Annotated in this window: 26 protein-coding genes; 6 read left to right on the top strand and 20 right to left on the bottom strand. The window is 70.8% G+C overall.

All coding sequences use genetic code 11. From position 1 onward, the window contains the following. Positions 1–350 precede the first annotated feature (350 nt). Both pnp and ACFFGY_RS11330 read left to right on the top strand, forming a co-directional pair. Positions 351–2579 carry a polyribonucleotide nucleotidyltransferase gene (pnp, locus tag ACFFGY_RS11335; protein WP_377044596.1) on the top strand — a complete coding sequence of 743 codons (2229 nt, stop codon included), beginning with the start codon at positions 351–353 and terminating at the stop codon, positions 2577–2579. A gap of 99 nt (positions 2580–2678) precedes the next feature. Beyond that, on the top strand, positions 2679–4079 hold the full coding sequence (locus ACFFGY_RS11330) for an NAD(P)H-dependent flavin oxidoreductase (protein WP_377044595.1): 1401 nt from the start codon (positions 2679–2681) through the stop codon (positions 4077–4079). A gap of 202 nt (positions 4080–4281) precedes the next feature. Here ACFFGY_RS11330 and ACFFGY_RS11325 read toward each other — a convergent pair whose 3' ends face one another. The 8 genes from ACFFGY_RS11325 to ACFFGY_RS11290 all read right to left on the bottom strand — a co-directional run bounded on the left by ACFFGY_RS11325 (position 4282) and on the right by ACFFGY_RS11290 (position 13511). Continuing rightward, the gene (locus ACFFGY_RS11325) at positions 4282–5202 is read right to left on the bottom strand and encodes an efflux RND transporter periplasmic adaptor subunit (RefSeq protein ID WP_377044594.1); all 921 of its coding nucleotides are present in this window, start codon (positions 5200–5202) and stop codon (positions 4282–4284) included. 7 nt (positions 5203–5209) lie between these two features. Then, the gene (locus ACFFGY_RS11320; protein ID WP_377044593.1) at positions 5210–5404 is read right to left on the bottom strand and encodes a DUF1656 domain-containing protein; all 195 of its coding nucleotides are present in this window, start codon (positions 5402–5404) and stop codon (positions 5210–5212) included. Beyond that, the gene (locus ACFFGY_RS11315; protein ID WP_377044592.1) at positions 5404–7500 is read right to left on the bottom strand and encodes an FUSC family protein; all 2097 of its coding nucleotides are present in this window, start codon (positions 7498–7500) and stop codon (positions 5404–5406) included. The genes ACFFGY_RS11320 and ACFFGY_RS11315 overlap by 1 nt, the downstream gene beginning before the upstream one ends. Further along, complete coding sequence (locus ACFFGY_RS11310; protein WP_377044591.1) at positions 7497–7964, bottom strand: MarR family winged helix-turn-helix transcriptional regulator; 468 nt, start codon at positions 7962–7964, stop codon at positions 7497–7499. Before ACFFGY_RS11310 ends, ACFFGY_RS11315 begins: the two co-directional genes overlap by 4 nt. 76 nt (positions 7965–8040) lie before the next feature. After that, positions 8041–9210, bottom strand: coding sequence for a BaiN/RdsA family NAD(P)/FAD-dependent oxidoreductase (locus ACFFGY_RS11305; protein WP_377044590.1), 1170 nt, complete (start codon positions 9208–9210; stop codon positions 8041–8043). Positions 9211–9314: 104 nt separating this feature from the next. Beyond that, positions 9315–10433, bottom strand: a complete 1119-nt coding sequence (locus tag ACFFGY_RS11300) for an NADH:flavin oxidoreductase/NADH oxidase (RefSeq protein WP_377044589.1) — start codon at positions 10431–10433, stop codon at positions 9315–9317. Continuing rightward, positions 10430–11404: a DUF2272 domain-containing protein gene (locus ACFFGY_RS11295; protein WP_377044588.1), complete on the bottom strand. Its 975-nt coding sequence runs from the start codon at positions 11402–11404 to the stop codon at positions 10430–10432. The genes ACFFGY_RS11300 and ACFFGY_RS11295 overlap by 4 nt, the downstream gene beginning before the upstream one ends. Positions 11405–11519: 115 nt before the next feature. Next, positions 11520–13511 carry a hypothetical protein gene (locus ACFFGY_RS11290; RefSeq protein ID WP_377044587.1) on the bottom strand — a complete coding sequence of 664 codons (1992 nt, stop codon included), beginning with the start codon at positions 13509–13511 and terminating at the stop codon, positions 11520–11522. A 303-nt stretch (positions 13512–13814) separates the two neighbouring features. Here ACFFGY_RS11290 and ACFFGY_RS11285 point away from each other — a divergent pair, with 303 nt between their 5' ends. Next, positions 13815–14777: a cation diffusion facilitator family transporter gene (locus tag ACFFGY_RS11285; RefSeq protein WP_377044586.1), complete on the top strand. Its 963-nt coding sequence runs from the start codon at positions 13815–13817 to the stop codon at positions 14775–14777. A gap of 32 nt (positions 14778–14809) precedes the next feature. Here ACFFGY_RS11285 and ACFFGY_RS11280 read toward each other — a convergent pair whose 3' ends face one another. The 6 genes from ACFFGY_RS11280 to ACFFGY_RS11255 form a co-directional block, all read right to left on the bottom strand. Then, positions 14810–15403, bottom strand: a complete 594-nt coding sequence (locus ACFFGY_RS11280; RefSeq protein WP_377044585.1) for a nitrile hydratase subunit alpha — start codon at positions 15401–15403, stop codon at positions 14810–14812. Beyond that, a complete protein-coding gene (locus ACFFGY_RS11275) occupies positions 15403–15717 on the bottom strand; it encodes an SH3-like domain-containing protein (RefSeq protein WP_377044584.1) in 315 nt (104 codons plus the stop codon). The genes ACFFGY_RS11280 and ACFFGY_RS11275 overlap by 1 nt, the downstream gene beginning before the upstream one ends. After that, positions 15714–16010: a nitrile hydratase gene (locus ACFFGY_RS11270; protein ID WP_377044583.1), complete on the bottom strand. Its 297-nt coding sequence runs from the start codon at positions 16008–16010 to the stop codon at positions 15714–15716. The genes ACFFGY_RS11275 and ACFFGY_RS11270 overlap by 4 nt, the downstream gene beginning before the upstream one ends. 113 nt (positions 16011–16123) lie before the next feature. Then, positions 16124–16987, bottom strand: coding sequence for an SH3 domain-containing protein (locus ACFFGY_RS11265; RefSeq protein ID WP_377044582.1), 864 nt, complete (start codon positions 16985–16987; stop codon positions 16124–16126). A gap of 82 nt (positions 16988–17069) precedes the next feature. After that, the gene (locus tag ACFFGY_RS11260; RefSeq protein ID WP_377044581.1) at positions 17070–17480 is read right to left on the bottom strand and encodes a hypothetical protein; all 411 of its coding nucleotides are present in this window, start codon (positions 17478–17480) and stop codon (positions 17070–17072) included. Further along, on the bottom strand, positions 17477–18304 hold the full coding sequence (locus tag ACFFGY_RS11255) for a HesA/MoeB/ThiF family protein (protein WP_377044580.1): 828 nt from the start codon (positions 18302–18304) through the stop codon (positions 17477–17479). The genes ACFFGY_RS11260 and ACFFGY_RS11255 overlap by 4 nt, the downstream gene beginning before the upstream one ends. A 248-nt stretch (positions 18305–18552) precedes the next feature. On the opposite strand from ACFFGY_RS11255, the gene ACFFGY_RS11250 reads away from it, so the two are divergent. After that, positions 18553–19758: an MFS transporter gene (locus ACFFGY_RS11250; protein WP_377044579.1), complete on the top strand. Its 1206-nt coding sequence runs from the start codon at positions 18553–18555 to the stop codon at positions 19756–19758. A gap of 28 nt (positions 19759–19786) precedes the next feature. Here ACFFGY_RS11250 and dut read toward each other — a convergent pair whose 3' ends face one another. Together dut and ACFFGY_RS11240 are read right to left on the bottom strand one after the other, a co-directional pair. Further along, positions 19787–20230 (bottom strand): dUTP diphosphatase, encoded by a 444-nt coding sequence (gene dut, locus ACFFGY_RS11245; protein ID WP_377044622.1) that lies wholly within the window; start codon positions 20228–20230, stop codon positions 19787–19789. 5 nt (positions 20231–20235) lie between these two features. Then, positions 20236–21654 (bottom strand): bifunctional phosphopantothenoylcysteine decarboxylase/phosphopantothenate synthase, encoded by a 1419-nt coding sequence (locus tag ACFFGY_RS11240; protein ID WP_377044578.1) that lies wholly within the window; start codon positions 21652–21654, stop codon positions 20236–20238. A 182-nt stretch (positions 21655–21836) separates the two neighbouring features. Between ACFFGY_RS11240 and ACFFGY_RS11235 the strand changes: the two genes are divergently transcribed. Beyond that, on the top strand, positions 21837–22454 hold the full coding sequence (locus ACFFGY_RS11235) for a DUF4260 domain-containing protein (protein WP_377044577.1): 618 nt from the start codon (positions 21837–21839) through the stop codon (positions 22452–22454). 308 nt (positions 22455–22762) lie between these two features. Further along, positions 22763–23095 carry a DUF6894 family protein gene (locus ACFFGY_RS11230; RefSeq protein WP_377044576.1) on the top strand — a complete coding sequence of 111 codons (333 nt, stop codon included), beginning with the start codon at positions 22763–22765 and terminating at the stop codon, positions 23093–23095. Between the two features lie 40 nt (positions 23096–23135). Here ACFFGY_RS11230 and ACFFGY_RS11225 read toward each other — a convergent pair whose 3' ends face one another. The 4 genes from ACFFGY_RS11225 to ACFFGY_RS11210 form a co-directional block, all read right to left on the bottom strand. Continuing rightward, positions 23136–23636, bottom strand: a complete 501-nt coding sequence (locus ACFFGY_RS11225; RefSeq protein ID WP_377044575.1) for a DUF892 family protein — start codon at positions 23634–23636, stop codon at positions 23136–23138. Positions 23637–23787: 151 nt separating this feature from the next. After that, positions 23788–24174 (bottom strand): response regulator, encoded by a 387-nt coding sequence (locus ACFFGY_RS11220; protein ID WP_377044574.1) that lies wholly within the window; start codon positions 24172–24174, stop codon positions 23788–23790. 214 nt (positions 24175–24388) lie between these two features. Next, on the bottom strand, positions 24389–25384 hold the full coding sequence (locus tag ACFFGY_RS11215) for an HWE histidine kinase domain-containing protein (protein WP_377044573.1): 996 nt from the start codon (positions 25382–25384) through the stop codon (positions 24389–24391). Next, positions 25381–26082, bottom strand: coding sequence for a Crp/Fnr family transcriptional regulator (locus ACFFGY_RS11210; RefSeq protein ID WP_377044572.1), 702 nt, complete (start codon positions 26080–26082; stop codon positions 25381–25383). Before ACFFGY_RS11210 ends, ACFFGY_RS11215 begins: the two co-directional genes overlap by 4 nt. Between the last annotated feature and the right edge of the window lie 380 nt (positions 26083–26462).

Genomic DNA, 26462 nt, shown 5'->3' with positions numbered 1-26462 from the left:
CGGCCCCTGCCGGATGCCCAGCTGAGAGGCCGAAGTGGAGCCTGTGGATTGGCGCTGGTGTTTTCATGACCCGCAGGCCATATAGCGGCCCGCAGGGTGCGCCAGTTTTTCGGCCGCGCCTCACTTCCGCGCACGCGGCGGTGCTGCAGGAACGAGCCGCGCCAGGCGTTTCCGGCCACATGGTACCCCGCCGCCCCGACTAAGCGGCTCTCCATGCCGCCCGAGACGCCCGGCCCCCGATCGGTATCGGGTCACCGGTTTTCCTCACGCCGCTTCCGTGTCGGACTCACCTGCCCCGCCCTGCCGAGCCTGTTCCAGGCGACCGCAGCCGGGGCCGACAGGACGCTTGCATGTTCGAGAACTACTTCCGCAAGGAAATCAACTGGGGCGGTAAGACCCTGACCCTGGAAACCGGCAAGGTTGCGCGTCAGGCCGACGGGGCCGTGATGGCCCGCCTGGGCGACACCATCGTGCTGTGCACCGCGGTGGGCGCGCGTTCGGTGAAGCCGGGCCAGGACTTCTTCCCGCTGACCGTGAACTACCAGGAAAAGGCCTTCGCCGCGGGCAAGATCCCCGGCGGCTTCTTTAAGCGCGAGGGCCGTCCTTCCGAGAGCGAGACGCTGATCTCGCGCCTGATCGACCGTCCGATCCGCCCGCTCTTCCCCGAAGGCTTCCGCAACGAGGTCCAGGTCATCGCGACGGTGCTGTCGCACGACATGGAGAACGACCCCGACATGGTGGCGCTGGTGGGCTGCTCCGCCGCGCTGACGCTGTCGGGCATCCCCTTCTTCGGCCCGGTGGCCGGCGCCCGCGTCGGCTACATCAACGGCGAGTACGTGCTGAACCCGACGCTGGAGGAGCGTAAGCGCTCGCAGCTCGACCTCGTGGTCGCCGGCACCGCCGAGGGCGTGCTGATGGTGGAATCCGAGGCCGAGGAGCTGACCGAGGAGGTCATGCTCGGCGCCGTGGAGTTCGGCCACAAGGGCTTCCAGGCCGTGATCGCCGGCATCATCGAGCTGGCCGAGCACGCCGCCAAGGAGCCCTGGGCCCTGCCGGAAGCCTCCGAGGCCGAGACCACGCTCAAGAGCCGCATCTCGGCGCTGGGCCGCGACAAGATGGCCGAGGCCTACAAGGAGACCCAGAAGCTCGTCCGCCAGGGCAAGGTGGGCGACGTCAAGAAGGAGGTCCTGGCCGCGCTGGAGGCCGAAGGCCTCGACACCGGCGCCGCCAAGGGCCTCATGAAGGAGCTGGAAGCGGACGTGGTCCGCAACGCCATCCTCGACACCGGCATGCGCATCGACGGCCGCGACACCAAGACCGTGCGCCCGATCGTGGCCGAGGTCGGCGTGCTGCCGCGCGCCCACGGTTCGGCCCTGTTCACCCGCGGTGAGACCCAGGCCTTCGCCGTGGCGACGCTGGGCACCGGCCAGGACGAGCAGATCATCGACAGCCTCACGGGCGAGTACCGCGAGAACTTCCTGCTGCACTACAACTTCCCGCCCTACTCGGTGAACGAGACGGGCCGCATGGGCTCGCCCGGCCGCCGTGAGATCGGCCACGGCAAGCTCGCCTGGCGCGCGATCCACCCGCTGCTGCCGGAGAAGGAGAAGTTCCCCTACACCATGCGCGTGGTGTCGGAGATCACCGAGTCCAACGGCTCCTCCTCGATGGCCACCGTTTGCGGCACCTCGCTGTCGCTGATGGATGCGGGCGTGCCGCTGAAGCGTCCCTGCGCCGGCATCGCCATGGGCCTGATCAAGGAAGACCGCGGCTTCGCGGTGCTGAGCGACATCCTGGGCGACGAGGACCACCTCGGCGACATGGACTTCAAGGTGGCGGGCACCGAGCAGGGCATCACCGCGCTGCAGATGGACATCAAGATCACGTCCATCACCTTCGACATCATGAAGACCGCGCTGGAGCAGGCCAAGGACGGCCGCATCCACATCCTGGGCGAGATGTCGAAGGGCCTGAGCGGCGCCCGCAGCGACGTGTCGGCCAACGCGCCCAAGGTCACGATCATCACCGTGCCCAAGGACAAGATCCGCGAAGTGATCGGCACCGGCGGCAAGGTGATCCGCGAGATCGTCGAGCAGACCGGCACCAAGATCGACATCGACGACGACGGCACGATCAAGATCGCCTCTTCCTCGCCCGAGGCGACGCAGGCCGCGATCGACCGGATCAAGGGCATCACCGCCCAGGCCGAGATCGGCGCGATCTACACCGGCACCGTGGTGAAGACCGCCGATTTCGGCGCCTTCGTGAACTTCCTCGGCTCCAAGGACGGCCTCGTCCACATCTCGGAGCTGGCGGCGGACCGCGTGAACAAGACCACCGACGTCGTCAACGTAGGCGACAAGGTGAAGGTCAAGGTCATCGGCTTCGACGACCGCGGCAAGGTGAAGCTCTCCATGCGCGTGGTCGACCAGGCCAGCGGTGCGGACATCACCGAGCAGGTCGGCGCCCGCCGTCCCCGCCCCGAGGGTGAGGAAGGCGGCGAAGGCCGCGGCGACCGTCCCCGCCGGGACCGTGGCGATCGCGGCCCGCGCCGCGACCGCGGCGACTTCCGCGACTAACCCTCACGCTTCTGTGAGAAAACTGGCCGGCACCCCCTCGTGAAGGGGTGCCGGCCACCCCATATTCCCGAGCTTAGCCCTGGAGCAGGACTGCCCGCCGTGAAGGCCATTAATGCGATCCGCATGGGAGGCGTCGACGTGCTTCCCCTCGTCGAGGGCGGAAAGGGCGTTGCCGCGTCCAACGGCATGTCCTGCGGCAACTGGGCTGCCAATGGCGGCGTCGGCACCTTCTCCGGCGTCAATGCCGACAGCTACGACGCCGAGGGCCGCGTCATCCCCCAGGTCTACCACGCCGCGACCCGGCGTGAGCGGCACGAGGAGCTGGTGCGCTACGGCATCGATGGCGGCATCGCCCAGGCCCGCATTGCGCACGAGCAGTCGAACGGCCAGGGCCGCGTCCACATCAACGTGCTCTGGGAGATGGGCGGCGCCGAGCGCGTGCTGCGCGGCGTGCTGGAAGGGGCCAAGGGCCTGATCCACGGCGTCACCTGCGGCGCCGGCATGCCCTACAAGCTGAGCGAGATTGCCCGCGAGTACGGCGTCCACTACTACCCGATCGTGTCCTCGGGCCGCGCCTTCAACGCCCTATGGAAGCGGGCCTACCACAAGGCGCAGGAATGGCTGGGCGGCGTGGTCTACGAGGACCCCTGGCTCGCCGGCGGCCACAACGGGCTGAGCAACAGCGAGGACCCGCGCAAGCCGGAAAGCCCCTTCCCGCGCGTGCTGAACCTGCGCAACACCATGCGCGCGGTGGGCCTAGGCGATGTGCCGATCATCATGGCCGGCGGCGTCTGGTGGCTGGAGGAATGGGAGGACTGGATCGACAATCCGGAGCTCGGCCCCATCGCCTTCCAGTTCGGCACCCGTCCGCTGGTGACGCGCGAGAGCCCGATCCCGGATGCCTGGAAGCAGCGCCTGCTGGGGCTGAACCCCGGCGATGTGTCCCTGCAGAACTTCTCGCCCACCGGCTTCTACTCCTCGGCCGTGCGCAACGACTTCCTGCGCATGCTGGAAGGCCGTTCCGAGCGTCAGGTGGCCTACACGGCCGAGCCGATCGGCGAGCACTCCGCCCGCTACGGCGTCGGCCCGCGCAAGCGGCCGGTCTTCCTGGTTCCCGGTGACCTCGCCCATGTCGAGCAGTGGGAGCGGCAGGGCTACACCGAGGCGCTACGCACGCCCGACGACACGCTGGTCTTCGTGACGCCGGACGAGTCGCGTGAGATCCTGGCCGACCAGGTGGCCTGCATGGGCTGCCTGAGCCAGTGCCGCTTCTCGAACTGGTCACAGCACTCGGCCGACTACACCAACGGCAAGAAGGCTGACCCGCGAAGCTTCTGCATCCAGAAGACGCTGCAGGATATCGGCCACGGCGGCGACCCGGAGCAGAACCTGATGTTTGCCGGGCACAATGCCGGACGCTTCCGGGACGACCCGTTCTACTCGAACGGCTACATCCCGAGCGTCAAGGAACTGGTGGCGCGCATCCTCACCGGGCGCTGAGTCGCCCGCGATCTCGCCGCGAAAAAGGGGCCGCGTCCGGAAGGATGCGGCCCCTCTTCTTTTGGACCGGCTTCCTTCCGGACGGCATTACCTACCCCAGCCGGAAGGAGGCAGGATCCGGTGCGGAGCGTTCTTCCCGCCCCGCTCCTCCTGTCCCTGGGCAGCGCCGTCCTCGGCACCCCCAGCCTTTGAATTCCACCTTTCAAAGGTGGTCGCGCACCCAATTGGTGAACTGCCGCCCGAGCCCCGGCCCGGCCTCCGCTTCCTCGCCCACCGCGACAGAGGCGGTCATGCCAGCCACCAGCGTGATGCCTTCGGGCACGTGCTTGATGTCGATGCGCACGGGGATGCGCTGCGCCAGCCGGACCCAGGTGAAGATCGGGTTCACCGTCGGCAGGCCGCGGCTGTTTGTGGCGTCGTTCGCGTCGCTGACGCCGCGGCCGATGCTGCCCACGACACCGTCCAGCGGCGCGTCGTAACCCATCAGGCGGATGCGGGCGGTTTGTCCGGGCTGGATGGTGTGCAGCTTGGTTTCTTCGAAGTAGCCGTCGATCCAGAAGCTGTCGCTGTCGATGATCGCGATCTGTGCCACGCCGGCATTGACGTAGTTGCCGGGCTGCAGCCGCAGGTGGGTAATGAAGCCGTTGACCGGCGAGACGATCGTGGAGCGCGCAAGGTTCAGCTGCGCCGTATTCAGCGCGACCCGCGCCCCGTCCAGCGTCGCCTCCGCGACCGCCGCGCTGCTGTCGGCCTTCTCACGCGCTTCCTCGGAAGCATAGACGCGGAGGTCGCGCTGGCGACGCGCCTCGGACCGCGCGAGGTCGAGCTGGTTCTGCGCACTGGCGATCGAGGCCTGCGCCTGCGCGACCGCGAGCTGAAAGCGCGCCCTGTCCACCTGGAACAGCACGTCGCCCTGCTTCACGAACTGATTGTCGCGCACCTTCACCTCGACCACCGTGCCCGGCACCTCGGAAGCGACGTTGACGACCTGGGCCTGAACGCGGCCGTCGCGCGTCCAGGGCGCCAGCATGTAGGAGCGCCAGAGCATCAGCACGAGCACGGCGGCCACGGCCACCATGGCCAGCGTGACCAGGACGCGAAGGGTGGAACCGACGAAACGCATGGGGGTCCTATCGTAGGAGCACGAGCAGGGAGAGGAGCGAAACGAAGAGCGCGACCTCGAACAGGGCGGGATGCCAGAGGCGGTGCAACACACCGGTCCGCCCCAGGATGAAGCGCAACAGCAGGAAGAGCAGCGCCGCGAGCACGCCTTCCAGAACGATCGGGGCGACGTAAACGTCGGCGATGCTGATCTCGTGGAACATCAGTGGGTCCCCGGCGTGGCGGCGGCCCAGGCGCCGCGTCGCGCGAAGAAGTCGGCGTGACGCTCCGTCAGCTCGGCCGCCTCGTACAACAGAGCAGCGACCTGGAAGGCCGGCTGTCCGACCTCCGCCGGCGCGGCGAGCTGGCACGCCGCCTGGTGCGCCTGGGCCGCAACGGCCACGGGATCCTCAATCACCCGCGCAAAACTTTTCACGGCATCCTGCGCCACGCGCTGCTCCGCCGGAGGCAGGACCTTTTCTGCGATCGCCTGCCGGACGCGGATCAGCGCGCGGCCCACGAGAAGGGCGCCGCCACCGTCGGTGAAGGCGGCCGCCGACCGTTCCGGCGCGATCGCCGCGAGGCGGCGCGACAAGCGGACAAGCTTCTGGTGCTGCAAGTTTTCCCAACGCAGCCAGGGTGGCAGGGAGCCACGGGTCACCCGCACCACGCTGTTGCGCAGCGAGCGTTGCAGCACCCGTGCTTCCGCCGGCGGGTTGGCCGGCAACAGGACGTAGAAGGTGAGGACGCCGCAGGCGCCGCCCACGATATTGGCCAGCAGGCTGTTCAGCGAGGCCTCTAGGTCATAGGTCATCGGATTGCCGGGACTGATGGTGGCCACGAAGAAGATCAGGAAAGCGGTTCCCTGCCCCGCCCAGCGTGGCCGCTGCGAAGCCAGGATGCCCAAGGCCAGGAACGGCGCCAGCGTCGTCAGCAGCAGCGGAAAGCCGGCAGTCAGCGGCAGCACGCAGTAGGTGATGGCGGTTCCCAGCAGCACGGCCACCAAGAGGCCCTGAAAGAAACCGACGCTCGCCTTGGCGGCGCTGTCCATCGTGCCGAGCAATGCACAGATCGGCCCCAGCAGGGTCAGCATGGCGCCACCGGAGGACCAGCCGCTGATGATCCAGAAGGCCCCACCGAGAAACAGTGCGATACCGGCGCGGGCCCCGTTGCGCAGCGCGGTGACCGGATTGACGTAGGCCTTGAGGCGCAGCTGCGGCGCCCGGGGCTTGTCGTCGTGCAGGGCCACGAGACTGTCGAGGATATAGACGAACTGGTTCAGCAGGGCGCGGGCACGCAGCAGGCAAGCCATCGCTTCCAGGTCGTCGCAGGTGGCCATCAGGCGCGACACCTCGTCGGCTGCGGCATGGGTATCGGCCTGCAGCTTCCGCAGCTCGACGGACGCGTTCTGCAGCGTCGCCAGCCGCTCCGTCAGGCTCTCGATCAGCCCGCGCGCCGTGCTCACGTCCGCGCGCCCGGCCAGGGTGGGCCGCAGCAGCAGTTCCGCCGTCCGCCGGCCCGAGGCCAGCACGGTGAAGATCGCGGCATTGGCCAGGCGGAGGCCGTCGGCGTGGCGGCTGATGCCGGTGTTTTCCACGGCGGTGAATTCCACCACCTGATCCATCGCCTCGACCTGCGCGATGACCGAGCTCCCCAGGGCCCGCGTCTCGGCGAAGCCACCGCCGCGCAGCAGGTCGCGGATAAAGGTTGCGCTGCCGGCGATCGCCCGGCTGAGCTGCGCAGTGATGGCGGAACGGTTGTTGCCGCGATCGGTCACCAGGAACACCAGCGCCGTGGACAGCACGCCCAGGCTGATCACCGCGACGCGCGCCGCGGCCAGGGTGAAGACGTTTTCAGGATTTGCCACGGCACCGACGCCGATCAGCGCGATGGTGTAGCCGGCGAGCACCGCGCCGTAGGAGCGGAAGTAGCGCAGCAGCGAAGCGAGAAAGGTGCAGAAGCCGAGCCACACCGCGAAGGCGATGATGAACAACCAGGGCGCCTGGTTGAACAGCGCGATCAGCACGATGGACACGACGGCGCCGACCAGCGTGCCGAGCAGGCGGTACACGCTCTTGGACAGCACCGCGCCGCGCGAGGAGTTCGCCACGATCAGCACGGTCAGCCCGGCCGAAGAAGGGCTGTCCAGCTCCAGCGCGTAGGCCGAGTAGAGGGCGATGGTGAAGGCGGCCAGCGTCCGCAGCACCTGGGCCCAGGCCGGGGAGATGCGCGGCATGGCACGCCACAACCAGCGCCAGCCGGTCTCGGCTTTGCTTGGAACAGTGACGGTCGCGTCCTGCGCGGGTGCGGCGCCGCTCATGCCAACTCTTCTTGGCTGTCTGCCGGGGCGGGGCCGTCCAGCAGGGCCTGTTCCACGCGCCCCAGGACCTCAACGCAGAGGGCGAGCTGGTCGGGCGGGACGCGGGTCAGGATACGCTCGGTCACCGCCCCGTAGGCCTCCTCGACGCGCCCGTAGACCTGCTCGCCTTCCGGCGTCATGCGCAGATTCTTGGAACGCCGGTCCTCCGCATCGGGATGCCGCTCCACGAGCCCTGCGCGCTCAAGCGTGTCCAGGAGGCGGACCAGCGAAGGTCCCTCGATGTGCAGCGCAGCGGCGAGATCGGTCTGCCGCACCCCCTCCCCCAGTCGCCCAAGGTAGAGCAGCGGGCGCCAGGTGGCGTCGTTCAGCCCGACGCGGCGCATGCCGCCATCGACCTCGCGTCGCCAGAGCTGGCTGATGCGGAACAGGATCCGTCCGAAATCGGTGGCGGGGGCGGCGCTCATGGGAGAGGTAGATAGGGAGTCCGCTAGTAGGTAGGTATCTACTTATCGCCGATGCAGCCATTCCCGGCCGCTGGGTTCACAGGGCTTGCCCCGCCGCCCAGCCGCTGGCCCAGGCCCATTGGAAGTTGTAGCCGCCGAGCCAGCCGGTCACGTCAACCGCCTCGCCGATCGCGAAGAGGCCGGGCACCGCCGTCGCTTCCATGGTCTGCGAGGACAGGGCGGTGGTGCTGATGCCGCCCAGCGTGACCTCGGCCTTCGCATAGCCTTCCGTGCCGCTGGGCAGGAGGCGACGGTTCTTCAGCAGCTCCGCCAGGCGCCGCAGCTCCCGGTCCGGCAGCTCGGCCATCGGCCGGGTGGCCCCTGCGGCGAGGGCGAGGGCGAGCCGCTGCGGCACGAGCTCCGCCAGCACGGTGCGAAGCTCCGCCCGGGGCCGGGTGCGCTTGCGCTCGAGCAGGAAGGCGAGCGCGTCGGTGTCGGGCAGGAGGTCCAGCGTGATCGCCTCGCCTTCGCGCCACAGCGAGGACACCTGGAGGATCGCCGGTCCCGACAGTCCGCGATGGGTGAACAGCATCGCCTCGCGGAAGCTGCCGCGGCCGCAGCGGGCCAAGCTATCCAGCGCCACGCCGCTGAGCGGCTGCATCATCGCGAGGTCCTCACCCGCGAAGGTCAGCGGCACCAGCGCCGGCCGCGTGGGCGTGAGCGCGAGGCCGAAGCGCTTGGCGAGGCGCAGCGACAGGTCGGTGGCCCCCATCTTGGGGATCGACAACCCGCCGGTGGCCAGCACCACCGCCGGCGCCTCGAAGCTACCGCGGTCGGTATCTACCCGGAAGCGCTCGGCCCGCGACACGTCGAGGATGCGATGGTTCAGGCGGATCACCACGCCGGCCGCCTCGCACTCCGCCAGCAGCATCGCCACCACGGCGCGCGCCGAGCCGTCGCAGAAGAGCTGGCCCAGCGTCTTCTCGTGCCAGGCGATGCGGTGCTTCTCGATGAGGCCGAGGAAGTCGGCCGGCGTGTAGCGCCGCAGCGCCGATTTCGCGAAGTGCGGGTTCTCTGAAAAGAAGCGCTCCGGCACCGTGTCGCGGTTGGTGAAGTTGCAGCGCCCGCCGCCGGAGATCAGGATCTTGGAGCCGGCCTGGTTCGCGTGGTCGAGCACGAGCACGCGCCGTCCCCGCTGGCCGGCGGCCATGGCGCACATCAGCCCGGCCGCGCCCGCGCCCAGGATCACCACGTCGAAGCTGTTCATCGTGGGCGCACAGGTAGCGACGCCGGCCCGCCGCGAGAAGGCCGGCGCACGCTGGTCAGGGCGGCGCCCGGCTTTTCCTTGCCCGGGGTGCTCCTTGCCCGACGCTAGACCAGCGGTGGCTGCGGCACCGCCGTGGCGTCGCGCATCGGGTACTTGCCCCAGCCGCGCTCGTACTGCGGCGGAATGGCGAGCGCGTCGGTCGCCCCCAGCGCCTCGGCGGCGCGAACCGGCCAGTAGGGGTCCTTCAGCAGCGAGCGCGCCAGCAGGATGATGTCGGCGCGGCCTTCCGCGAGGATTGCCTCGGCCTGCTTCGCCTCGGTGATCATGCCGACCGCCGCGGTGTGGATCCCGGTGCCGCGCTTCACCGCCTCGGCGCCCGGAACCTGATAGCCCGGTCCGACCGGGATCTGCGCGTCGGCCACGTTGCCGCCCGAGGACACATCCATCGCGTCCACGCCGACGGCCTTCAGGCGGCGGGCGAGTTCCACGGTTTCCTCGGTGGTCCAGCCGCCCGGCGTCCAGTCGGTGTGGCTGACGCGCACCCAGAGCGCGACCTCGGCCGGGATCGCGGCGCGCACCGCCTCGGCGGTTTCGCGGGCGAGGCGGGTACGGCCCTCGAAGTCGCCGCCCCAGCGATCGTTGCGCAGGTTGCTCAGCGGCGACAGGAACTGGTGGAACAGGTAGCCGTGCGCCGCGTGCAGCTCGATCACCCGGTAGCCGACCTCGACCGCGCGCTTCGCCGCGGTGACGAAGGCGTCCACCGTGCCGGCAACCTCGCGCTCGCTCATCGCGTGCGGCACCGCGAAGCCCTTGAAGGGCTCGGCGGAGGGGCCGACGACCTCCCAGCCGTGTTCCGTGGCCGGGCCGTGCTGCCAGGGCGGGTTGCGGCTGGCCTTGCGCCCGGCATGGGCCAGCTGGATGCCCGGCACCGAGCCCACCGCCGCGATCGCGGCGGCGAGGCGGGCGTGGCCGGCGAGCTGCGCTTCTTCCCAGATGCCCAGGTCGGCCGGCGTGATGCGGCCTTCCGGCACCACCGCCGCGGCCTCGGTCAGCACCAGGCCCGCACCGCCGATCGCGCGCGAGGCCAGGTGCTGCAGGTGCCAGTCCGTGGCCCGGCCGTCCGGGGCGCAGGAATACTGACACATCGGCGCCACGCCGATGCGGTTGCGGAAGGTGACGCCGCGCTCTTGCAGCGGCTGGAACAGCAGCGGGGTCTCACTCATGATCCGGGAACTCCGAGGCTCAGGGGTGCGGCGGTGGTGGCGAAGGGCGGCAGTGAGCCCAGCCGGTCCTCCATCACGGCGAAGGTGGTGGGCTCACCGGGCGGGCGCGGCAGGAGGCGGCCGGTGCCATCGGCCAGCAGCCGCGTCATGGTCACAGCATCGGCCACGTTGCCGCCTACCACGTCCACTTCGGTGGCGCTGGCGCGCACCACGATGTCGCAGTGGGTCGGCCGGAACTGCCCGATCTCGCCCATGCGCTGCTGCCAGCTGAGCAGCGGCCGGCGGGACCGGTCACCGCAGACGAGGTCGCCCGGCACCGGCACGTAGGAAGCCGGGTCGTGCGGCACGAAGGGCGCCGTGGCGGGGAAGTCCTGCGCGTCCGTCAGCAGCGCGTCCAAGTAGAAGGCGTGCGCCGCGTTTCCAGGAAATTCGCGATAACCTACGCCGGCCGAGCGCATCACCCAGGAAATAAAGGCGGCCGACCAGGCGGGCTCGCTCCAGGGCGTGGTGGCGGCACCGGCCAGGGCCGCGGCGTAGCGGTCGCGGTTGCGGTCGATGATCGCGCTGTCGCCGTCGACCGCGCGCCAGTAGGCGAGCACGCGCGGGAAGTTGGAGAGGCTGGATTCCGGCCCGGGCGCGTGGCTGGGCGGGCGCTTCTCGCCGCTCAGCACCGTGATGCCGCCCCATTCCTGCCACTCCTCCTCGGCGAAGCGGACGATCCGCTGCTTGGCCGAGGGCGGGTAAGGCAGCGGCGCTTCACGGTAGGCCCGCGTTGCCGTGGTGGCGGCCGGCGGGCCACCGGCACAGGCCGCGACCGCGAGCGGCAGGATCAGCGCTGCGGCGCGGCACCAGCGCGCGAGCGGACGCGCTGTCCGGAGCGCGTCGCGGACCCCGGACGGAGGGGCGGCTGGTGGCGGGAAGTGGCGGGACTCGGCGGAACAGGATGGGACGCGGGGGGATCGAACTGGCACGCGGCGGGGTTAATCCCGGCCGGCGGCAGCGTCCAGGCACCCACTGGCGCCGTACCGGAGCTGTGAACGGCGCCGCAGCATGATGCGACACCATAGCGCTCCCTGCCGCCCTGCCTCAGGCGGCGGCGCCCAGGGCGTGCAGCGAGGCCACCGCCTCATCCGGTGCGGTGGCGGCCAGGATGGTGGCGCTCTGCGAGGCGACCTCGGCCATGTCGGACAACGGCGAGGCCAGGGCCTCCATCCCGGCGCCGCCACGGTCGCGCAGGGTGTCGCGCAGCCGCACCATGGCGCGCGCGGTCATCAGGTCGGCGCGCTCGCGCGTGTCGGCCGGCAGCTCCAGCACCCCTTCCGCCACCGCGAGGCGGATCGCCGTCAGGGCGCGCAGCACCAGTGCCAGCTTGTCGGTCCGCAAACCGGTGTCGCCGCGCCGCTGCCCGTCCGCACCCTGGAAGCGGACCGCCACGGTTTCGGCCGCCGGCAAGGCGGGATCGGCGGCCAGGCGCAGCGCCTCGATCGCGCGCGCGGTGGCGCCCGCCAGGTCCGGCAGGTCCACGCCCCGCAGCGCCGCGCGCGCCAGGGCCAGGATCGCGGCGGCATGTCCGTCCAGCGTCACGGCGCGGCCACCGGGCTCGGCAAAGGCGCCTTCCGCGGCCTGGCGACCCAGCAGCATCCGCAGCGCGTCGCGCAGGCGCTTGGCATAACGCCCTTCCCCGGTGGCGCGCGACATGGCGTCGAGCGACAGGGCGGCGAAGCTTAGCGATCGGGTGCCAGCCTCCTCGGCCAGCGCGGCGTCGAGCTGCCGGTCATACCAGCCGCGCAGCGCCTCCACCCGGTCGCGCGGCAGGGCGGCGGCGCCGTAGCGCCCGGCGGCGTTGAACAGCAGCGCCGTGGCCACGGCGTTCAGGGCGGCGCCCGTGTCCTCGGCGCTGGCCGGGTCGAGGCCGTCGGCCACGTCGCGGTCCACCAGCGCGGCCTGCATCAGCGCCAGGGCCTTGTCCTGCGCGGCCGGCAGCGCGGCGCTGCCGGACAGCAGCAGCCGGTCCTCCATCACCGCGAAGGCGGCGCCCCCGTCCAGCGCGTCCTGGCCGTAGCGGATGAGCACCCAGTGAGCGCGCCCGTCGCTGCCGGGCTGCAGCGTGACGCTGCGCGCCAGCTCGGGCCGGCGGGGCCGCAGGTGCAGGAGATGGTCGAGCTCCGGCTCCCCACCGTGGCCCAGCAGTGCCAGGTGGTCGAAGCGTCCCTCATGAACGCGGCTGGCCTTACCGTCCGGGCTCACGGCGTCGCGGCGGGTGATCCCGCCCTGCCCTTCCACCAGCAGGGTACGGGCCATGGTGCTCTCGCTCAGCTCGTCCCAGGCGGTGGTGATGCGGACGCGGTTCAGCTTCACGCCGGCCGCGGCGCGCAGCGTCACCGCCAGCCGCACCACCGGCGTTTCCGCCGAGAGCGTGTATTCGTAGCGGATCGTGGCGACCTCGCGCTCCGGCCCACGCCCGAGAAAGCCCACCGGCGCGCTGAGGCGGCTCTCGTGGAACAGCACCACCTCGGCTCCGGCCCGGCGGATGCCGCAGTCGCTGACGGTGTCCTCGACGTCGATCAGGTGGCGGCGGGTGCCGATGCGGAACTCCACGAGGTTGCCGGTATGGCGGACGGCTTCCGCGTCGTGGCCCTCGCCCCCGCGGACGGATTCGATCACCACGCCCCGCGAAAGGTCGCCGGTGAAGCGCCCGCCCGCCGTGCGGACGTCGAACCGGTGGGGATCCTCGCTGCGGATCTCGAGGCGCGGCGAGGACCAGCGGCGGTGCAGGCGCTCGCGCGGGCCCAGCGCCATCAGCGTCCGCAGCACGCCCTGACCGAGCAGGGGGTCGGCAGTCCAGTTCGCCGGCTGCACCAGGATCTCGGCCGCGCGGGCGTTGTCGTCGGCCCAACTGCTCTGCCGGGCGTCGTGTCGGGTCAGCGCGGGCCTGGGCAACCCGTCCACCGCCAGGTCGCGCACCATGCGCTGCCGGAGGAACTGGAGCAGCCGGTCACGCTCGTTCTGGTGGAGGAGGCTTGTCATGGCGGCGCCGAAGATAATCGACGCCTCGCCGCGCGCCAGCCTTTCCGGCAAAGGATCTTCCTTTGGCGCAGCCGCTCGCCCTTTGTTGCACCGCAAACACGCTTTGCCGGCTCGTTCCGCGACCGCGCTTACGCGAGTTGCTCCGCCACCATCCTTCCCGGATTGCTTCCGCCCCCCCTCGCGGACTGCTCCGCAGCCATCCTGGCAGGTCGCTCAGCGGCCCTTCCTAGCAGGTCGCTCCGCAACCACCCTTCCCCGGCTTCTCCGCAACCACTCCGCGGTGCGCCGGTTCATCCCCCGGTCCGAGGCATCCGGGGCCGGGAACGGATGCCACAGCGGCGCGGGGACGATTCGATGGCACATGGCGGCGGCTCGATGAAGGTGATCTACGCCGCGCTGGCGGGAAACCTGGCCATCGCCGTGACCAAACTGGCGGCGGCGCTGTTCACCGGTTCCTCGGCGATGCTGAGCGAGGCGATCCATTCCGCGGTGGACACCGGCAACCAGGGGCTACTGCTGTTCGGCCTGAAACGCGCCAGCCGGGGGCCCGACCGGACGCATCCCTTCGGCCACGGCATGGAGCTGTACTTCTGGAGCTTCGTGGTGGCGCTGATGATCTTCGCGTTGGGCGGCGCCTTCTCGATCTACGAGGGCATCGAGAAGATCCTCGCGCCGGAGCCCATCGCCAGCCTCTGGGTGAACTACGCCGTGCTCGGCGCCTCGATGCTGTTCGAGGGCTACTCCTTCACGGTGGCGCTGCGGGAGTTCCGGCAGACCCATCGTGGGCAGCCGCTGGTGCAGGCCATACGCGCCAGCAAGGACCCCACCGTCTTCGCGGTGCTGCTGGAAGACTCCGCCGCGCTGACGGGCTTGCTGATCGCGCTGCTGGGCACAGCCGCCGGGCAATGGCTGGAACTGCCCTGGATGGACGGCGCCAGCTCCGTGGCGATCGGGCTGCTGCTGGTGGTCACGGCCGCCTTCCTGGCGCGCGAAACGCTGAGCTTGCTGACCGGCGAATCTGCATCGCGCCGCACCGTCGAGAACGTGCGCGCCGTGGTGACGGGCGATCCCCGCGTCCTCGCGGTGGATGAGGTACTGAGCCTGCAGCTGGGTCCGCAGGAGGTTTTGGTGGCGCTGACCATCGACTTCCGCGAAGACCTGTCGGGCAACGAGGTCGAGCAGGCGGCGGCGGAGCTGACCCGGATGATCGAGACCGAGCATCCCGAGATCACCCGCGTCTTCCTCCGGCCACGCCGCCTCGGCCGGGTCGCGCCCGCGCCGGGCGCCGGCACGGCCGGCGTGCCGCAGCCCGCCTGAACACCCGGGCGCGGCGGGTCAGAGCGGTTGCTTCAGGCGCTGGCCGGCACCGCGGCGGGGCGCACGCCCATCATGCTTTCGGGCGTCACCAGCGCGGCGAGCCGCGCCGCATCCCAACCCTCGGTGCCGGCGGGACGAAGCGGCAGCACCATCCAGCGATAATCGGCGGTGCTGTCCACCACCCGCAGCGCGGTGCCCGGCGGCAGTTCCGTTCCCCAGTCCCGCAGCACGCCACGCGGATCGCTCACGGCCCGGGCCCGGAAGGCGGCGGACTTGAACCAGCCGGGCGGGTAGCCCAGCACGGCACGGGGATAGCAGGAGCACAGGGTACAGACCACGAGGTGGCGCTGCGTCGCCGTATCCTCCAGCACGCCGAGCGGCGGCATCCCGGCCATGCTGACGCCCATGGCCTCCGCCGCGGCGCTGCCGTCGCGCAGCATCAGCGCGCGGAAGGCGGGATCGGTCCAGGCGCGGGCCACCATGGCCGCGCCGATCGCGGGCGAGGCCGTGTCGGTCCGCTCCTGCTGTTCCGCCAGCTGCGCGGCCGACACCAGCCCCCGCCGGTCCAGCGCCGCCAGGAAGCGGTCCAGCAGGGCAACGGAGGCAGGGCTCGGCGGTGCGGCCATCACAGGGGCTCCAGCCAGTGTTCGAAGATCTCCACCACCACGCTATCGCCGGCGGCGCCACCCTCGAAGAGCGGCGGCTGCGCGAAGGACACGTGGTAAAGGGCACGGCGAGGTGCCGGACGGCCGAAGGCCAACTCGCCCGGGTCGGCGAAGCGGCCCAGGAAGCTCTCCACCCTGCCCTGTCGGCCGCGCAGGTAATGCGGGGTCCGCACATGCGCCGGACCTTCCGCCTCCGGCCAGCGATCGCGAACGCGGACTGCCTGCCCGGCGTGAAGGCTCGCGCCAACCGCGTCACCGGCGGGCGCGGCGGTCAACGGAGTTCCTCCGCCAGTACCACGTCTTTCTCCTGCATCAGCGCCGCCATGGCCCGCAGCCAGCGCTCGTAATAGCTGAGGGCGTGGTACTCCGCCTCGGGGATGGCCTCGATGCTCCGGCGCAACTCGTCCACGGTCAGCAGGCCGCGCGTGGCGAGGAGCTGGCGCAGTGCATCCACGCGCCGGCCGAAGGCGTCCGGCGGGGCGTTGTCATCGGGCTCCACCGGGGTGCAGCGAAAGCGGGGATGGCCGCCGAGGTCGTGGGGCGAGGCGCGGGGGTCACGCGCCGGCAACGCCCCGGCGGCCTCGTGGCCCTGCGCGGAAGCGGCCGGAAGGGACGTCGCAGCTGCCGCGGCAGGCGACGGGGCGGCAGGAGTGACTGGCTCGCTCTTCCGGTCAGCCTCGGTCAATTGCCGATCACCTCGTCGCCGGTCACGCCGAACATCTCGGAGCGCTTCAGGTAGCCACGATACTCACCAACCTGGACCTCGCACCAGCTGCTTCCGGCGGCGCAGGCGCGGACGCGGCCGACCACGCCGGGCTCGATCCGCGCCACGGCATTGGCACCATCCTCGGGGCGGCGGCGAATGGTGTGGATCGCGTTGCCCACGGTGAAGGAGCGCCGACCCGGCGCCAGGTTGGACTGGTGCACCCAGCCTTCCGTGCCGTCCTGCATGCGGATGCGGCGCCACTGGTCGAACTCTCGGATGATCTCCACCGGCAGGTCGCGCCGCTGATAGGTCCACTCGATGGGAAAGCGGGTGCCGGGACCGGCGCGCAGGTTCACCTCGTCGGAACGCAGCGGCGCGAAGCGCGGCAGCGGCAGGCCGGTGACGGAGCCCACCGTTTCCTGCGGCTCGGGCGGTGCCGCCGGCGCCGGCGCGGGCGGTGCGGCCGGGGCCACGGCCGCGGCGCCCACCGCGGCGGCACCGGCGGCCGTGGCGGCCGCGGCAGCCCGCCCGCCGGCCCGGCGCGGCGTTGCGCTGCCGGAAACCGAAGGCGCCTGCGCACCCTGGGGCCGTGCTCCCTTGCTCGCCGGAGCGGCAACGCTGCCGCCGGGCTTGCCAGCGGTGGCGGCGTTGCCGCGCGCGGGCGGCGTGGCGTTGGTGCGTGGGGGCGTGTTGGCCGGCTTCGTTGTGCTGGCCGCGGGCGGCTGAGCGAGGGTGCCGCGCGAGGCAGGCAGCTGCAGTGTGCCGGAGGACGAAGCCTGCCCCCATGCAGTCACGGGCAGAAGGACCAGGAGCGCCGGGAAGAAGAAGAAAGGTCGCATCCGCATTCTGCCCCGAAGTGACTGCTGAACGTAGGCGCTGGCCCCGCTTCCCTTGCCGAGCCAGCCCCCGGCGGTCAAGCGGTCACAGGGTGACGATCTGTCCCGCCCCCCTGCCCGCTGCCGGGTCGCCTGCGCCACCGCTCCCGGCGGCTTCCAGGAAGCTCACCACCCCGGCCACTTCGGTGCCTGGCCACAGGGCCGCGCCCTCCAGCCCTTCCGCCCGCAGCCCCGCCTCGCAGGCCATCCAGCGAATCGGCAGGGCTTCCGCTGCCTCCAGCAGGTCGGCGACCGTGGCCACGCCGCGCTCCCGCAGGAGTGCCTCGCGCCCGTCGCGCAGCAGCGGCGTGGGGTGCAGCAGCAGGCGGCAGCCGCCATTGGTGGCGAACAGCGTGACCTCCCGCCCGATCGCCGCGGCGGCGGTGGCCACCACCAGCGCGTAGTGCGCCCGCTCGTACGAGCCGTCGATGAGCAGGATCGCGAGGGGCGTGCTCACGGCGCCTCGCAGACCAGGGGACGCACCTCACGGTGGATCGACAGGTCGCGGATCGTGGCCTCTGGGCCGCACAAGGCACAGGCCGGGTCGCGGCGCAGCCGAATGTCGCGGAAGCGGGCGTCCAGCGCGTCCCAGATCAGCAGACGCCCCGACATGCCGGTGCCGGCGCCGGTGATCTCCTTGATCACTTCGGTCGCCTGCAGCGTGCCCATGACGCCGGTCACCGCGCCCATCACGCCGGCTTCGGAGCAGCTGGGCACGAGTCCCGGCGGCGGCGGCTCGGGATGCAGGCAGCGGTGGCAGGGATGCGGCGCGCCCAGGTACGACTTGTAGGTCGAGAGCTGCCCCTCGAAGCGCAGCACCGCGGCCGAGACCAGCGGCCGTCCGAGCAGGTGGCAGGCATCGCCCAGCAGGAAGCGCGTTTCGAAATTGTCGGTGCCGTCGCAAACGAGATCGTAGCGCGGGATCAGTTCCGCCGCGGCCTCGGCATCCATGCGGCGGGCGTGGATCTCGACCCGGACCTCCGGGTTCAGGGCGCGCAGGGTTTCCGCGGCGCTGTCGGCCTTGTTGCGGCCGATGCGGGCGGTGTCGTGCACCACCTGCCGCTGGAGGTTGCTCAGCTCCAGCACATCGTGGTCCACCAGGCCGATCGTGCCCACACCGGCGGCCGCGAGGTAGAGCGACAGCGGCGCGCCCAGCCCGCCGGCCCCCACCACCAGGACGCGCGCCGCGCGCAACTTGGCCTGCCCCTCGGCGCCGATCTCGCGCAGCAGGATGTGTCGGGAATAGCGGTGCAGTTCCGCTTCGGTGAAATCGAGCGACATGAACGGGGATATGGCACGCCCGGCGCCCGATCGCAGGGGGAGTCGGCCGCCGGGAGCGCGCGCCCGGGGAAGCCCAGGTCAGCGTCGCGGGGGCAGCGTCGCGGCCGCGGCCACCGGCTCGACTTCCCGCGGCCGGCAATCGTTGCGGGGCAGCATCGCAGCCTCTCGGCTTGACCCTCCTCCCGTCCCCGGCGAACAGCGGAGCCCGGCGGCCGCGGAGGCCGCCACGCGAGAAAAGGAGCTGCGGCATGAACGGGACCGATGAGGAGCTTGCCCTGGGCCAGGGCCCGTCACGCGGCCTGATCCTGCTGCTCGCCTTCTCCTGCGGGCTGGCGGTGGCCAACATCTACTACGCGCAGCCGCTGATCGGGCTGATCGCGCCCGCGATCGGGCTCGGTCCGGCGGCGGCGGGGCTGGTGGTGACGCTGACGCAGTTGGGCTACTGCGCGGGGCTGATCCTGCTGGTGCCGTTGGGCGACCTTCTCGAGAACCGGCGGCTCGTGGCGCTGACGCTGACAGGCTCGGTGGTGGCGCTGCTGGGTGCGGCGCTGGCGAATTCCTCGGCCGTGTTCCTGCTGGCGGCCCTGCTGATCGGCATCTCCTCGGTGGCGGTGCAGATGCTGGTGCCGCTGGCCGCCCATATGACGCCGACAGCGCGGCGCGGCCAGGTGGTGGGCACGGTGATGAGCGGGCTGCTGCTCGGTATCCTGCTGGCCCGTCCGGCGGCGAGCCTCATCGCCGACCATTTCGGCTGGCGCGCGGTGTTCGCCCTGTCCGCCGCGCTGATGGCGGGGCTGACGCTGATCCTGTGGCGCTGGCTGCCGCAGCGCCATCCGCACCCGCAGTCCGGCTACGGCGCGCTGCTGCGCTCGCTCTGGCCGGTGCTGCGCGACACGCCGGTCCTGCGCCGCCGCGCGGCCTACCAGACGGCGCAGTTCTGCGGCTTCTCCCTGTTCTGGACCGCCGTGCCGCTGCACCTGGCAGGCCCCAGCTTCGCGCTGTCACAGAGCGCCATCGCCCTGTTCGCGCTGGCGGGCGCGGCCGGCGCGCTGGTGGCGCCGCTGGCGGGGCGACTGGCCGACCGCGGGCTGACGCGGCCCAGCACCGGCATCGCGATCGGGCTGGTCCTGGCGGCCTTCGCGATTGCCTGGCTGGGACGCGAGTCCCTCGCGGCGCTGGTGGTGGCCGCGATCGTACTCGACAGCGGCGTGCAGATCACGCAGATCCAAGGGCAGCGGGCGATCTACACGCTGCGGCCCGAGATCCGCTCGCGCCTCAACGGCCTCTACATGGCGCTGTTCTTCCTGGGCGGGGCGCTGGGCTCCACCATGGCCAGCGTGCTGCAAACCCATGGCGGGTGGAGCGGCGTTGCCTGGTTCGGCATGGCGGTGTCGGCGGTGGCGCTGGTGTTCTACGCCACGGAGTTCACGGCCCGCCGGACGGCTGCGGCCTGAGGAAACGGAACGCCCCGGCGACGAGGCATCAGCGCGTGCCGGTGGAACCGAAGCCGCCGGTGCCGCGATGAGTGTCCGGCAGCGCCTCGACCTCCTGCCACACGCCGCGCGTCACCGGCGCCAGCACCGCCTGGGCGATGCGCATCCCACGCTCCACGGTGAAGGGCGCGTCGCCCGCGTTCATCAGGATGACCTGCAGCTCGCCGCGGTAATCCTCGTCCACCGTGCCGGGCGTGTTGGGCATGGTGATGCCGTGGCGCAACGCGAGGCCGGAGCGTGGCCGCACCTGAAGCTCGTGCCCTTCCGGCAAGGCGACGCAGAGGCCGGTCGGGATCAGGGCGCGGCCACCGGGCGGGATCACCACCGCCGCCGCCACCGCGGCCAGGAGGTCCATGCCGGCGGCGCCGGCGGTGGCGTATTCCGGCAGCGGCAGGCCCTCGGCATGAGGCAGGCGACGGACCTGGATCGGCAGCGCGGTCACCGCAGCGCCTCCGCCGCGCCCAGTGCTTCCGCCACGCGATGCGCCAGCCGCTCCGCCACCGCTTCCTTGAGCAGGCGCGGCCAGTCCTCGACCCCGGCGGCGCTGACCAGGTGGACGGTATTCTCGGCGCCCCCCATCACGTCGCCCGACACGTCGTTCGCCATCACCCAGTCGCACCCCTTCCTTGCCAGCTTGCGGCGGGCGTTCTCGATCACGTCGTTGGTTTCCGCAGCGAACCCCACCACGAGACGAGGCCGCCGGGCATGGTGCGACAGGGTGTGCAGGATGTCCGGATTGGGCACCAGGGTCAGCGTCGGCGGCGGCGCCCCCTCCTGCTTCTTGAGCTTGACCGCTGCCGCATCGGCCGGGCGCCAGTCCGCCACGGCGGCGGCGCAGATGGCCACCTCGGCCGGCAGGGCGGCCTCGCAGGCCGCCAGCATTTCCAGCGCGGTTTCCACGTGCCGCACCTCGACGCCCGCCGGGTCCGCGATCGCCACAGGTCCCGACACCAGCGTGACCCGCGCGCCCAGCGCGGCGAGTGCCGCGGCGATGGCATGGCCCTGCCGTCCGCTGGAGCGGTTGGCGATGAAGCGCACCGGGTCGATGGCTTCCTGCGTAGGGCCGCTGGTGACCAGGACGTGACGCCCCAGCAGCGGCGCCTTACCGGACTGCCCCTGCACCGCAGCGGAAGAACCGCCGGGCGTCGCCGGCGCGGAGGTCAGGGATGCGGCGGCGCTCGTCGCGGCGGAACCACCCTGTCCGGAGCCGGTGACACCAGTGGAACGCGGCACCGGCGCCTCGCCCGTCGCGGCGGCGATGGCGGCGTCGAGCGCCAGCTCCAGTGCATCGTCCTCCGGTGCCGCGGCGACTTCCTCCAGCATCGACTCGATCGCCACGAGGATCTCCGCCGGCTCCGCCAGCCGGCCGGGGCCGCTTTCCGGCTCGGCCATCGCGCCCTCGGCGGGTCCCACGAAGCGGACGCCGCGGTTTTCCAGGATGGCGGTGTTGGTCACCGTGGCCGGGTGCGCCCACATGGCCCAGTTCATCGCCGGCGCCACGATCACCGGCGCCTCGGTGGCCAGGATCGTGGCGCCGGCGAGGTCGTCGGCGAAGCCCGCCGCCATGCGCGCGATCCGGTCGGCCGAGGCCGGCGCCACCACCACGAGGTCGGTGTTGCGCGCGAGGCCGATATGGCCCCGTCCCTCCGCCTCCTCGTCCAGCGACCACAGGTCGCTGGCCAGCGGACGGTTGGTGATGGCCTGCAGCGCGTGCGGCGTGACGAAGCGCGCCCCGCCGGCCGTCAGCAGGCCCGTCACCACGGCGCCCCGCTTGGTCAGCAGCCGCGACAGCTCCAGCGCCTTGAAGGCGGCCACGGAGCCCGACACGATCAGGAGGATGCGCTTGCCATTGAGCATGGGTCAGAGGTGTAGCCGCAGCGCCACGGCTCGGCCAGCAGCGGCCCGCACATCGTCCCGCCCGGTTGGCCGCCCCCGCCGGCGGGGCGTATGGGGAAAGCACCAATTCAACCAGCCCGGGAATTGTTGATGCCGCCGCGCCGCCCTCTCCCCACCCGCCTCCTCCGGCGCGGGTCGCCGCGTTGAGCAAGCCTCCGCGCGGCAATCGCGCGCCCTTGTCCGAGGACCGGCCGGCCGCGCCCCGCAAGCGTCCCGGCGCCCCGCCCCGCACGGCGGAAACGACCCGCACGGCGGAGGCGCCCCGTGTTGCGGAAGCCCCGAAGCGCCGCGCCGCCGAACTGCCCGAGGCTATCCCGCGCCGCCGCAGCGAGCGCCCCGCCGCCGAGCGCGCCCGGGCCGAGGCCGCACCGCGGGGTGCCGCGACGGGCACGGTGAAGCTGGTGCTGCGCGCCGAAGGGCTGGCTCTGGCGGTGGCGGCGCTGGCCGGGCAGATCTGGCTGGGCGGCGCCTGGTGGAGCTTCGTTCTGGCGGCGGTGGCACCGGACCTGAGCATGGCCGGCTACGCGCTGGGCCGGCGGGCGGGCTCGATCCTGTACAACGCCGTGCACGCCTTGCCGGGGCCGCTGCTACTGGGGATGCTGGCGGTCAGCGCGCGCGATCCGCTGATGGGCTCCTTCGCGCTGGCCTGGCTTCTGCATATCGGCGTGGACCAGGCGCTGGGCTACGGGCTGAAATACGCCAGCGGCTTCCACGACACGCATCTGGGGCGGATCGGCGCGGACTGGACGCGGCAGGGCTGACAAGGTTGCGGGCGGATTTACTCCACCCGCGCCGCGATCCAATCCGCGAATAGATCCCGGAGCAGTTCCGCTTCGTTCAGTAGCCCGTGCTACGCGCGAAGCAGGCGGCGGATGTGGGTGAGGTGCAGGAACAGGAAGAACCGGGACAAGGCGATTGACCCGCACAGACGTCAAAAGAGGTGACGGCAGCTTCCCTTCTCCACCGTTTGTAAGTGCGGCCGGCCTGGCCCCTTCCTATCAGCATGACCCCGCAGGTCAGACCCTTCCCGTTTCCCGGATGCCGACCTCAGCAGGAGTTCAGCGTCGTCATGCCTCGATACGTGTTTGAAACTTTGCACAGCGTCGGACGACGCGATGACGAGGCGCGGCCTGATGCGTGCCGCCTTTCCGTCACGACGGTCGAGGCACCGGATCCGAAGGCCGCCATCAGGGAAGCCGTGAAGGCCCTGCCGCATCTCGCGCGGCAGGTGGATCCGACGGAGGATGAGAAGCGCACTTCGGTGATCCTGGTGAAGAACGAGTGCGGGATGCCACTCTACTCCGCCACGCTGAACTTCAACGCCACATGGTTCGACAGGTCCACGGCTCCGTCCGATCGCGTCCGCAACGCTTCAGGTCTGGAAACAACGGAGCCAGCCTGACGCGGGGCCGCGAACAGTCCCACGTCAGGATCGTGCCTGCTCAGGCGGCCGCCTCGTTCTCCAGCGCAACCGGCAGGATTGCGCTGCGCGTCAACTCGGTCAGCTGCTCGTCCTGCGCCTTTTCCTCCGCCAGGGTCTTCGCCAGCAGGTCGGCGATCTCCGTCTGACCCGTCGCCTTGCAGAGCTCAACCATCGTGCCGTAGGCCGCGATCTCGTAGTGCTCCATCCGCTGCTGCGCGGCGACGATCACGAGGTCCATGATCGGACCCTTTTCCTGTTCCTCCATCTCGTGCTGCGCTTCCTCGACGAGGCCGCGCATGGCCTCGCAGACCTTGCGGCCCGGTCGCGCGCCCAGCTTCTCGAGCGCCTGCTCCACCCGATCGCGCTGCTCCTCGCTCTGAGCGATGTGCGCTTCCAGGCCCTGCTTCAGCTGCGGCTCGGACGCCTGGCGCATCGCCTTCCGCATCGCCTGGATCGCCTGCTTCTCGGCGCTGAACGCATCCTTCAGCTGATCAACGATCATTTCGCGCAGTTCGGTCATGTGCTGTTGCCCTCCGACGGGTGACATAATGTCCCCGCGGATCAACGCCCGGCCTGCTCCCGGGGTTGATTCACCCAGGTTAGTTCCGCCCTTCGTTTGCCCTGCCGCCGAGATGACATTTCAACGAAGAGTGTGCTGCCCCGACCATTCATCAGGACGGGGTCATCATGCGCGCGAGGGTCTGGACGAAGTCACGCGCCGTTGCCGGCTTCTCGTGCCGCGGCAGATCGGCATAGGGCCGGGGGATGACGTCGGCATCGTAGCCGGTCACCAGGACCACCGGCACGTTCCGGACCATCAGCGCGTCGATCAAGGGCCAAACCATCTCGCCCTGCAGGTTCACGTCCAGCAACGCGCCATCGATCCAGTCATGTTCCGCGACGAGGTGAAGCGCGCTCTCGATGTTTGCCGCCGGTCCCAGGACCTCGACGCCGGCATTGCCCAGGATTTCGGCCACCTCGTCGGCCAGCATGTACTCATCTTCCACGACGAGGATGCGGCGGTCGTGGAGAACTGCCAGCTCGGCCGTGCCGCTCATGTTGTTCCTCCCCTTCCGGATGGTGCGACGCCTGAAGGCGATAAAACACTATTTTTCGGCGAACATCCCGTGCGGATCGCCCCGAAACCGGAGTCAACGCGGCAGGGCCGCCGTTCAGCGGCTCATGCCTGCCCGGCAAGCTGCCCCGGCGCGTCAGTCCGGTTGGTCGGTCCGGCGTGGCGGCCTCGCCGGCGCACCCCAAGCCTCGCCGTGCTCATGGCTGCCGGGACTGCGGCTGCCCTGCCTGATCCACGATGACGTCCGCCCCCTGCGGCAGCTCGATGACGATCCGTTGCCCGTCGGGCAGGGCCTGGCGCCCCGTTTTCGCCCCGAGTTCGTAGGGCAAGGTCCGCTCCAGCATCTCGCGGGCGAAGTCCATTCGTTCCGACGCGGCCGGCACCGGCGAGGAAGCCGTTTCTTCCCAGTTGATCACGAGCCGCGCACTCTCCCCCGCCTCGGCGACGTTCCAGGCCACGCGCAGGTGGCTGCGCGGCGCGGAGAAGCCACCGCGCTTCACCATGTCGGCCAGCAGCTCGTGGATCATGAGGCCGAGGCTTTCGGCCATCTTTCCGCGAAGGCGCACGGGGCAGCCTTGGATGGTGACCTGGCCTTCCTCCTTCAGGGTCCAGGCGCTCAGCTCGTCGGCCAGCATCTGCGCCAGGTCGAGCCCGGCCAGGGGATCGCGGATCAGGGCCGCGTGGACGCGCGTGAGGGCGCCGAGGCGCGCATCGATTTCCGCGGCGTAGTCTTCCGCGCTGCCACCCGCGCGGATCGTGCGGCGGATGATGGAGCGGATGATGCCCAGCGTGTTGCGCGCCCGGTGCCGCAGCGCTTCCAGCGCACCACGCTGCTGTTCCAGGCGGTTCAGCAGATCCTCTACCGGGATGGAGGCGCCGGACCATTCGCCCGTCGCACCCGCCTTCCTGACCGCGCAGCTCCGGTAATGGTGGTAGCGGCCATCGGCCTCGGACAGGATGCGGTGATCCACGCTGACGATGTTTGTGCCCCCGGAAGTCCAGGCCTCCGTGGTTTTCCGGCGGTCCTCGGGATGCACGGCCTCCAGCCAGCCGAAGCCGCGGCTTTCCTCGGCGGACTGACCGGTCAGGGTGGACCAGGCCGCTTCCACCCGGAGCAAGGCACCACCTTCCGCGGCGGCCCAGGCGACCGGCGGAAGAACGACGTGCGAGGTCGGTGCAGGGGATGTGGTCACGACCGGTTGGCGTCCAGCCCACGTCCCTCATGGTCGAGGTGCAGGTAGTTCGGGTTGAACAATGCCGCCTCCTTGAGCGCTCGTAGGTCCGGGATCCTCAGGACGCGATCCTTCAGCTGAATGAGACCCGCTCCCCGGAGCTCCTGCAACGTCCGGTTGACGTGCACGGCCGACAGGCCGGTCGCGTCCGCGAGTTCCGCCTGGGTCAGGGGGAGCTCGCACTGGCTTTCCGACGTGAAGCCGATGGCGCGGAGACGGAAGAACAGCTCGCAGAACAGGTGGGACATCCGCTCGAAGGCGCTGCGCTTACCGAGGCTGACGGTCCATTCGCGCTGGGTGGCGGCGTTGACCAGCGTTTCCCACCACAGGGCCTTGGCGATGCGCGGATGCCGCTGCATCACCTCCTCCAGGGCGTCGCGCGGCAGCTCGCCGACCACCAAGGGCGTGAGGGCGGCGACGGAGTGGTCCATCTCGCGCAGGATGTAGACGTTCAGGTCGCAGATGTCCCCGGGCAGGAAGAAGGCGAGGATCTGCCGCCGCCCGTCCTCCAGCTGCTTGTACCGGCATGCCCAGCCTGACAGGATCAGGTTGACGTCGCGCGGCACCTCACCTTCGGAGATGACGTCCTCGCGCGCACCGCAGCGACGCAGGCGCAGCGTCGTCAGCTGATCCAGCGCTAGCCGGTCCTCCGCCGACATGTGAACGAACTGCTCCAACTTCCGTGTTAAGGGATTGGACACAGGCTTCTCTGAGGTCGAAATCTCGGCATATGGCACGTGTAACGCCGGATAATGAACACCGGGATAACCTGCGCTAGACTCGCCTCCCCTGAGGGCACGGCCCGGCCGATCTAGGTTGTCGGCCCGCGCGGAAAACGAGCTGGCTCCCGCGCCCGCTCCGCCCCGGTGCCGGGATGGCGGGCCGCGCCGTGGAGGGATGCCCGTGCTGCGGCGAAACCGCTGCGGCCCGGCTTTTCGCAAAGTGAGAACTGAACGTTCTGAGCCTCCGGCCGCGGATAAGGACCCTGCGCGGCGCGACAACGATGCTGATTCATCGGAGTGGCGCAACCTTAACCTAG

It is taken from the genome of Roseomonas elaeocarpi, assembly GCF_042433915.1.
GTDB classification, from domain to species: Bacteria; Pseudomonadota; Alphaproteobacteria; order Acetobacterales; family Acetobacteraceae; genus Roseomonas; species Roseomonas elaeocarpi.
The sequence above is the reverse complement of the archived record's forward strand: the minus strand, read 5'-3'. Positions and strand labels throughout refer to the sequence as shown.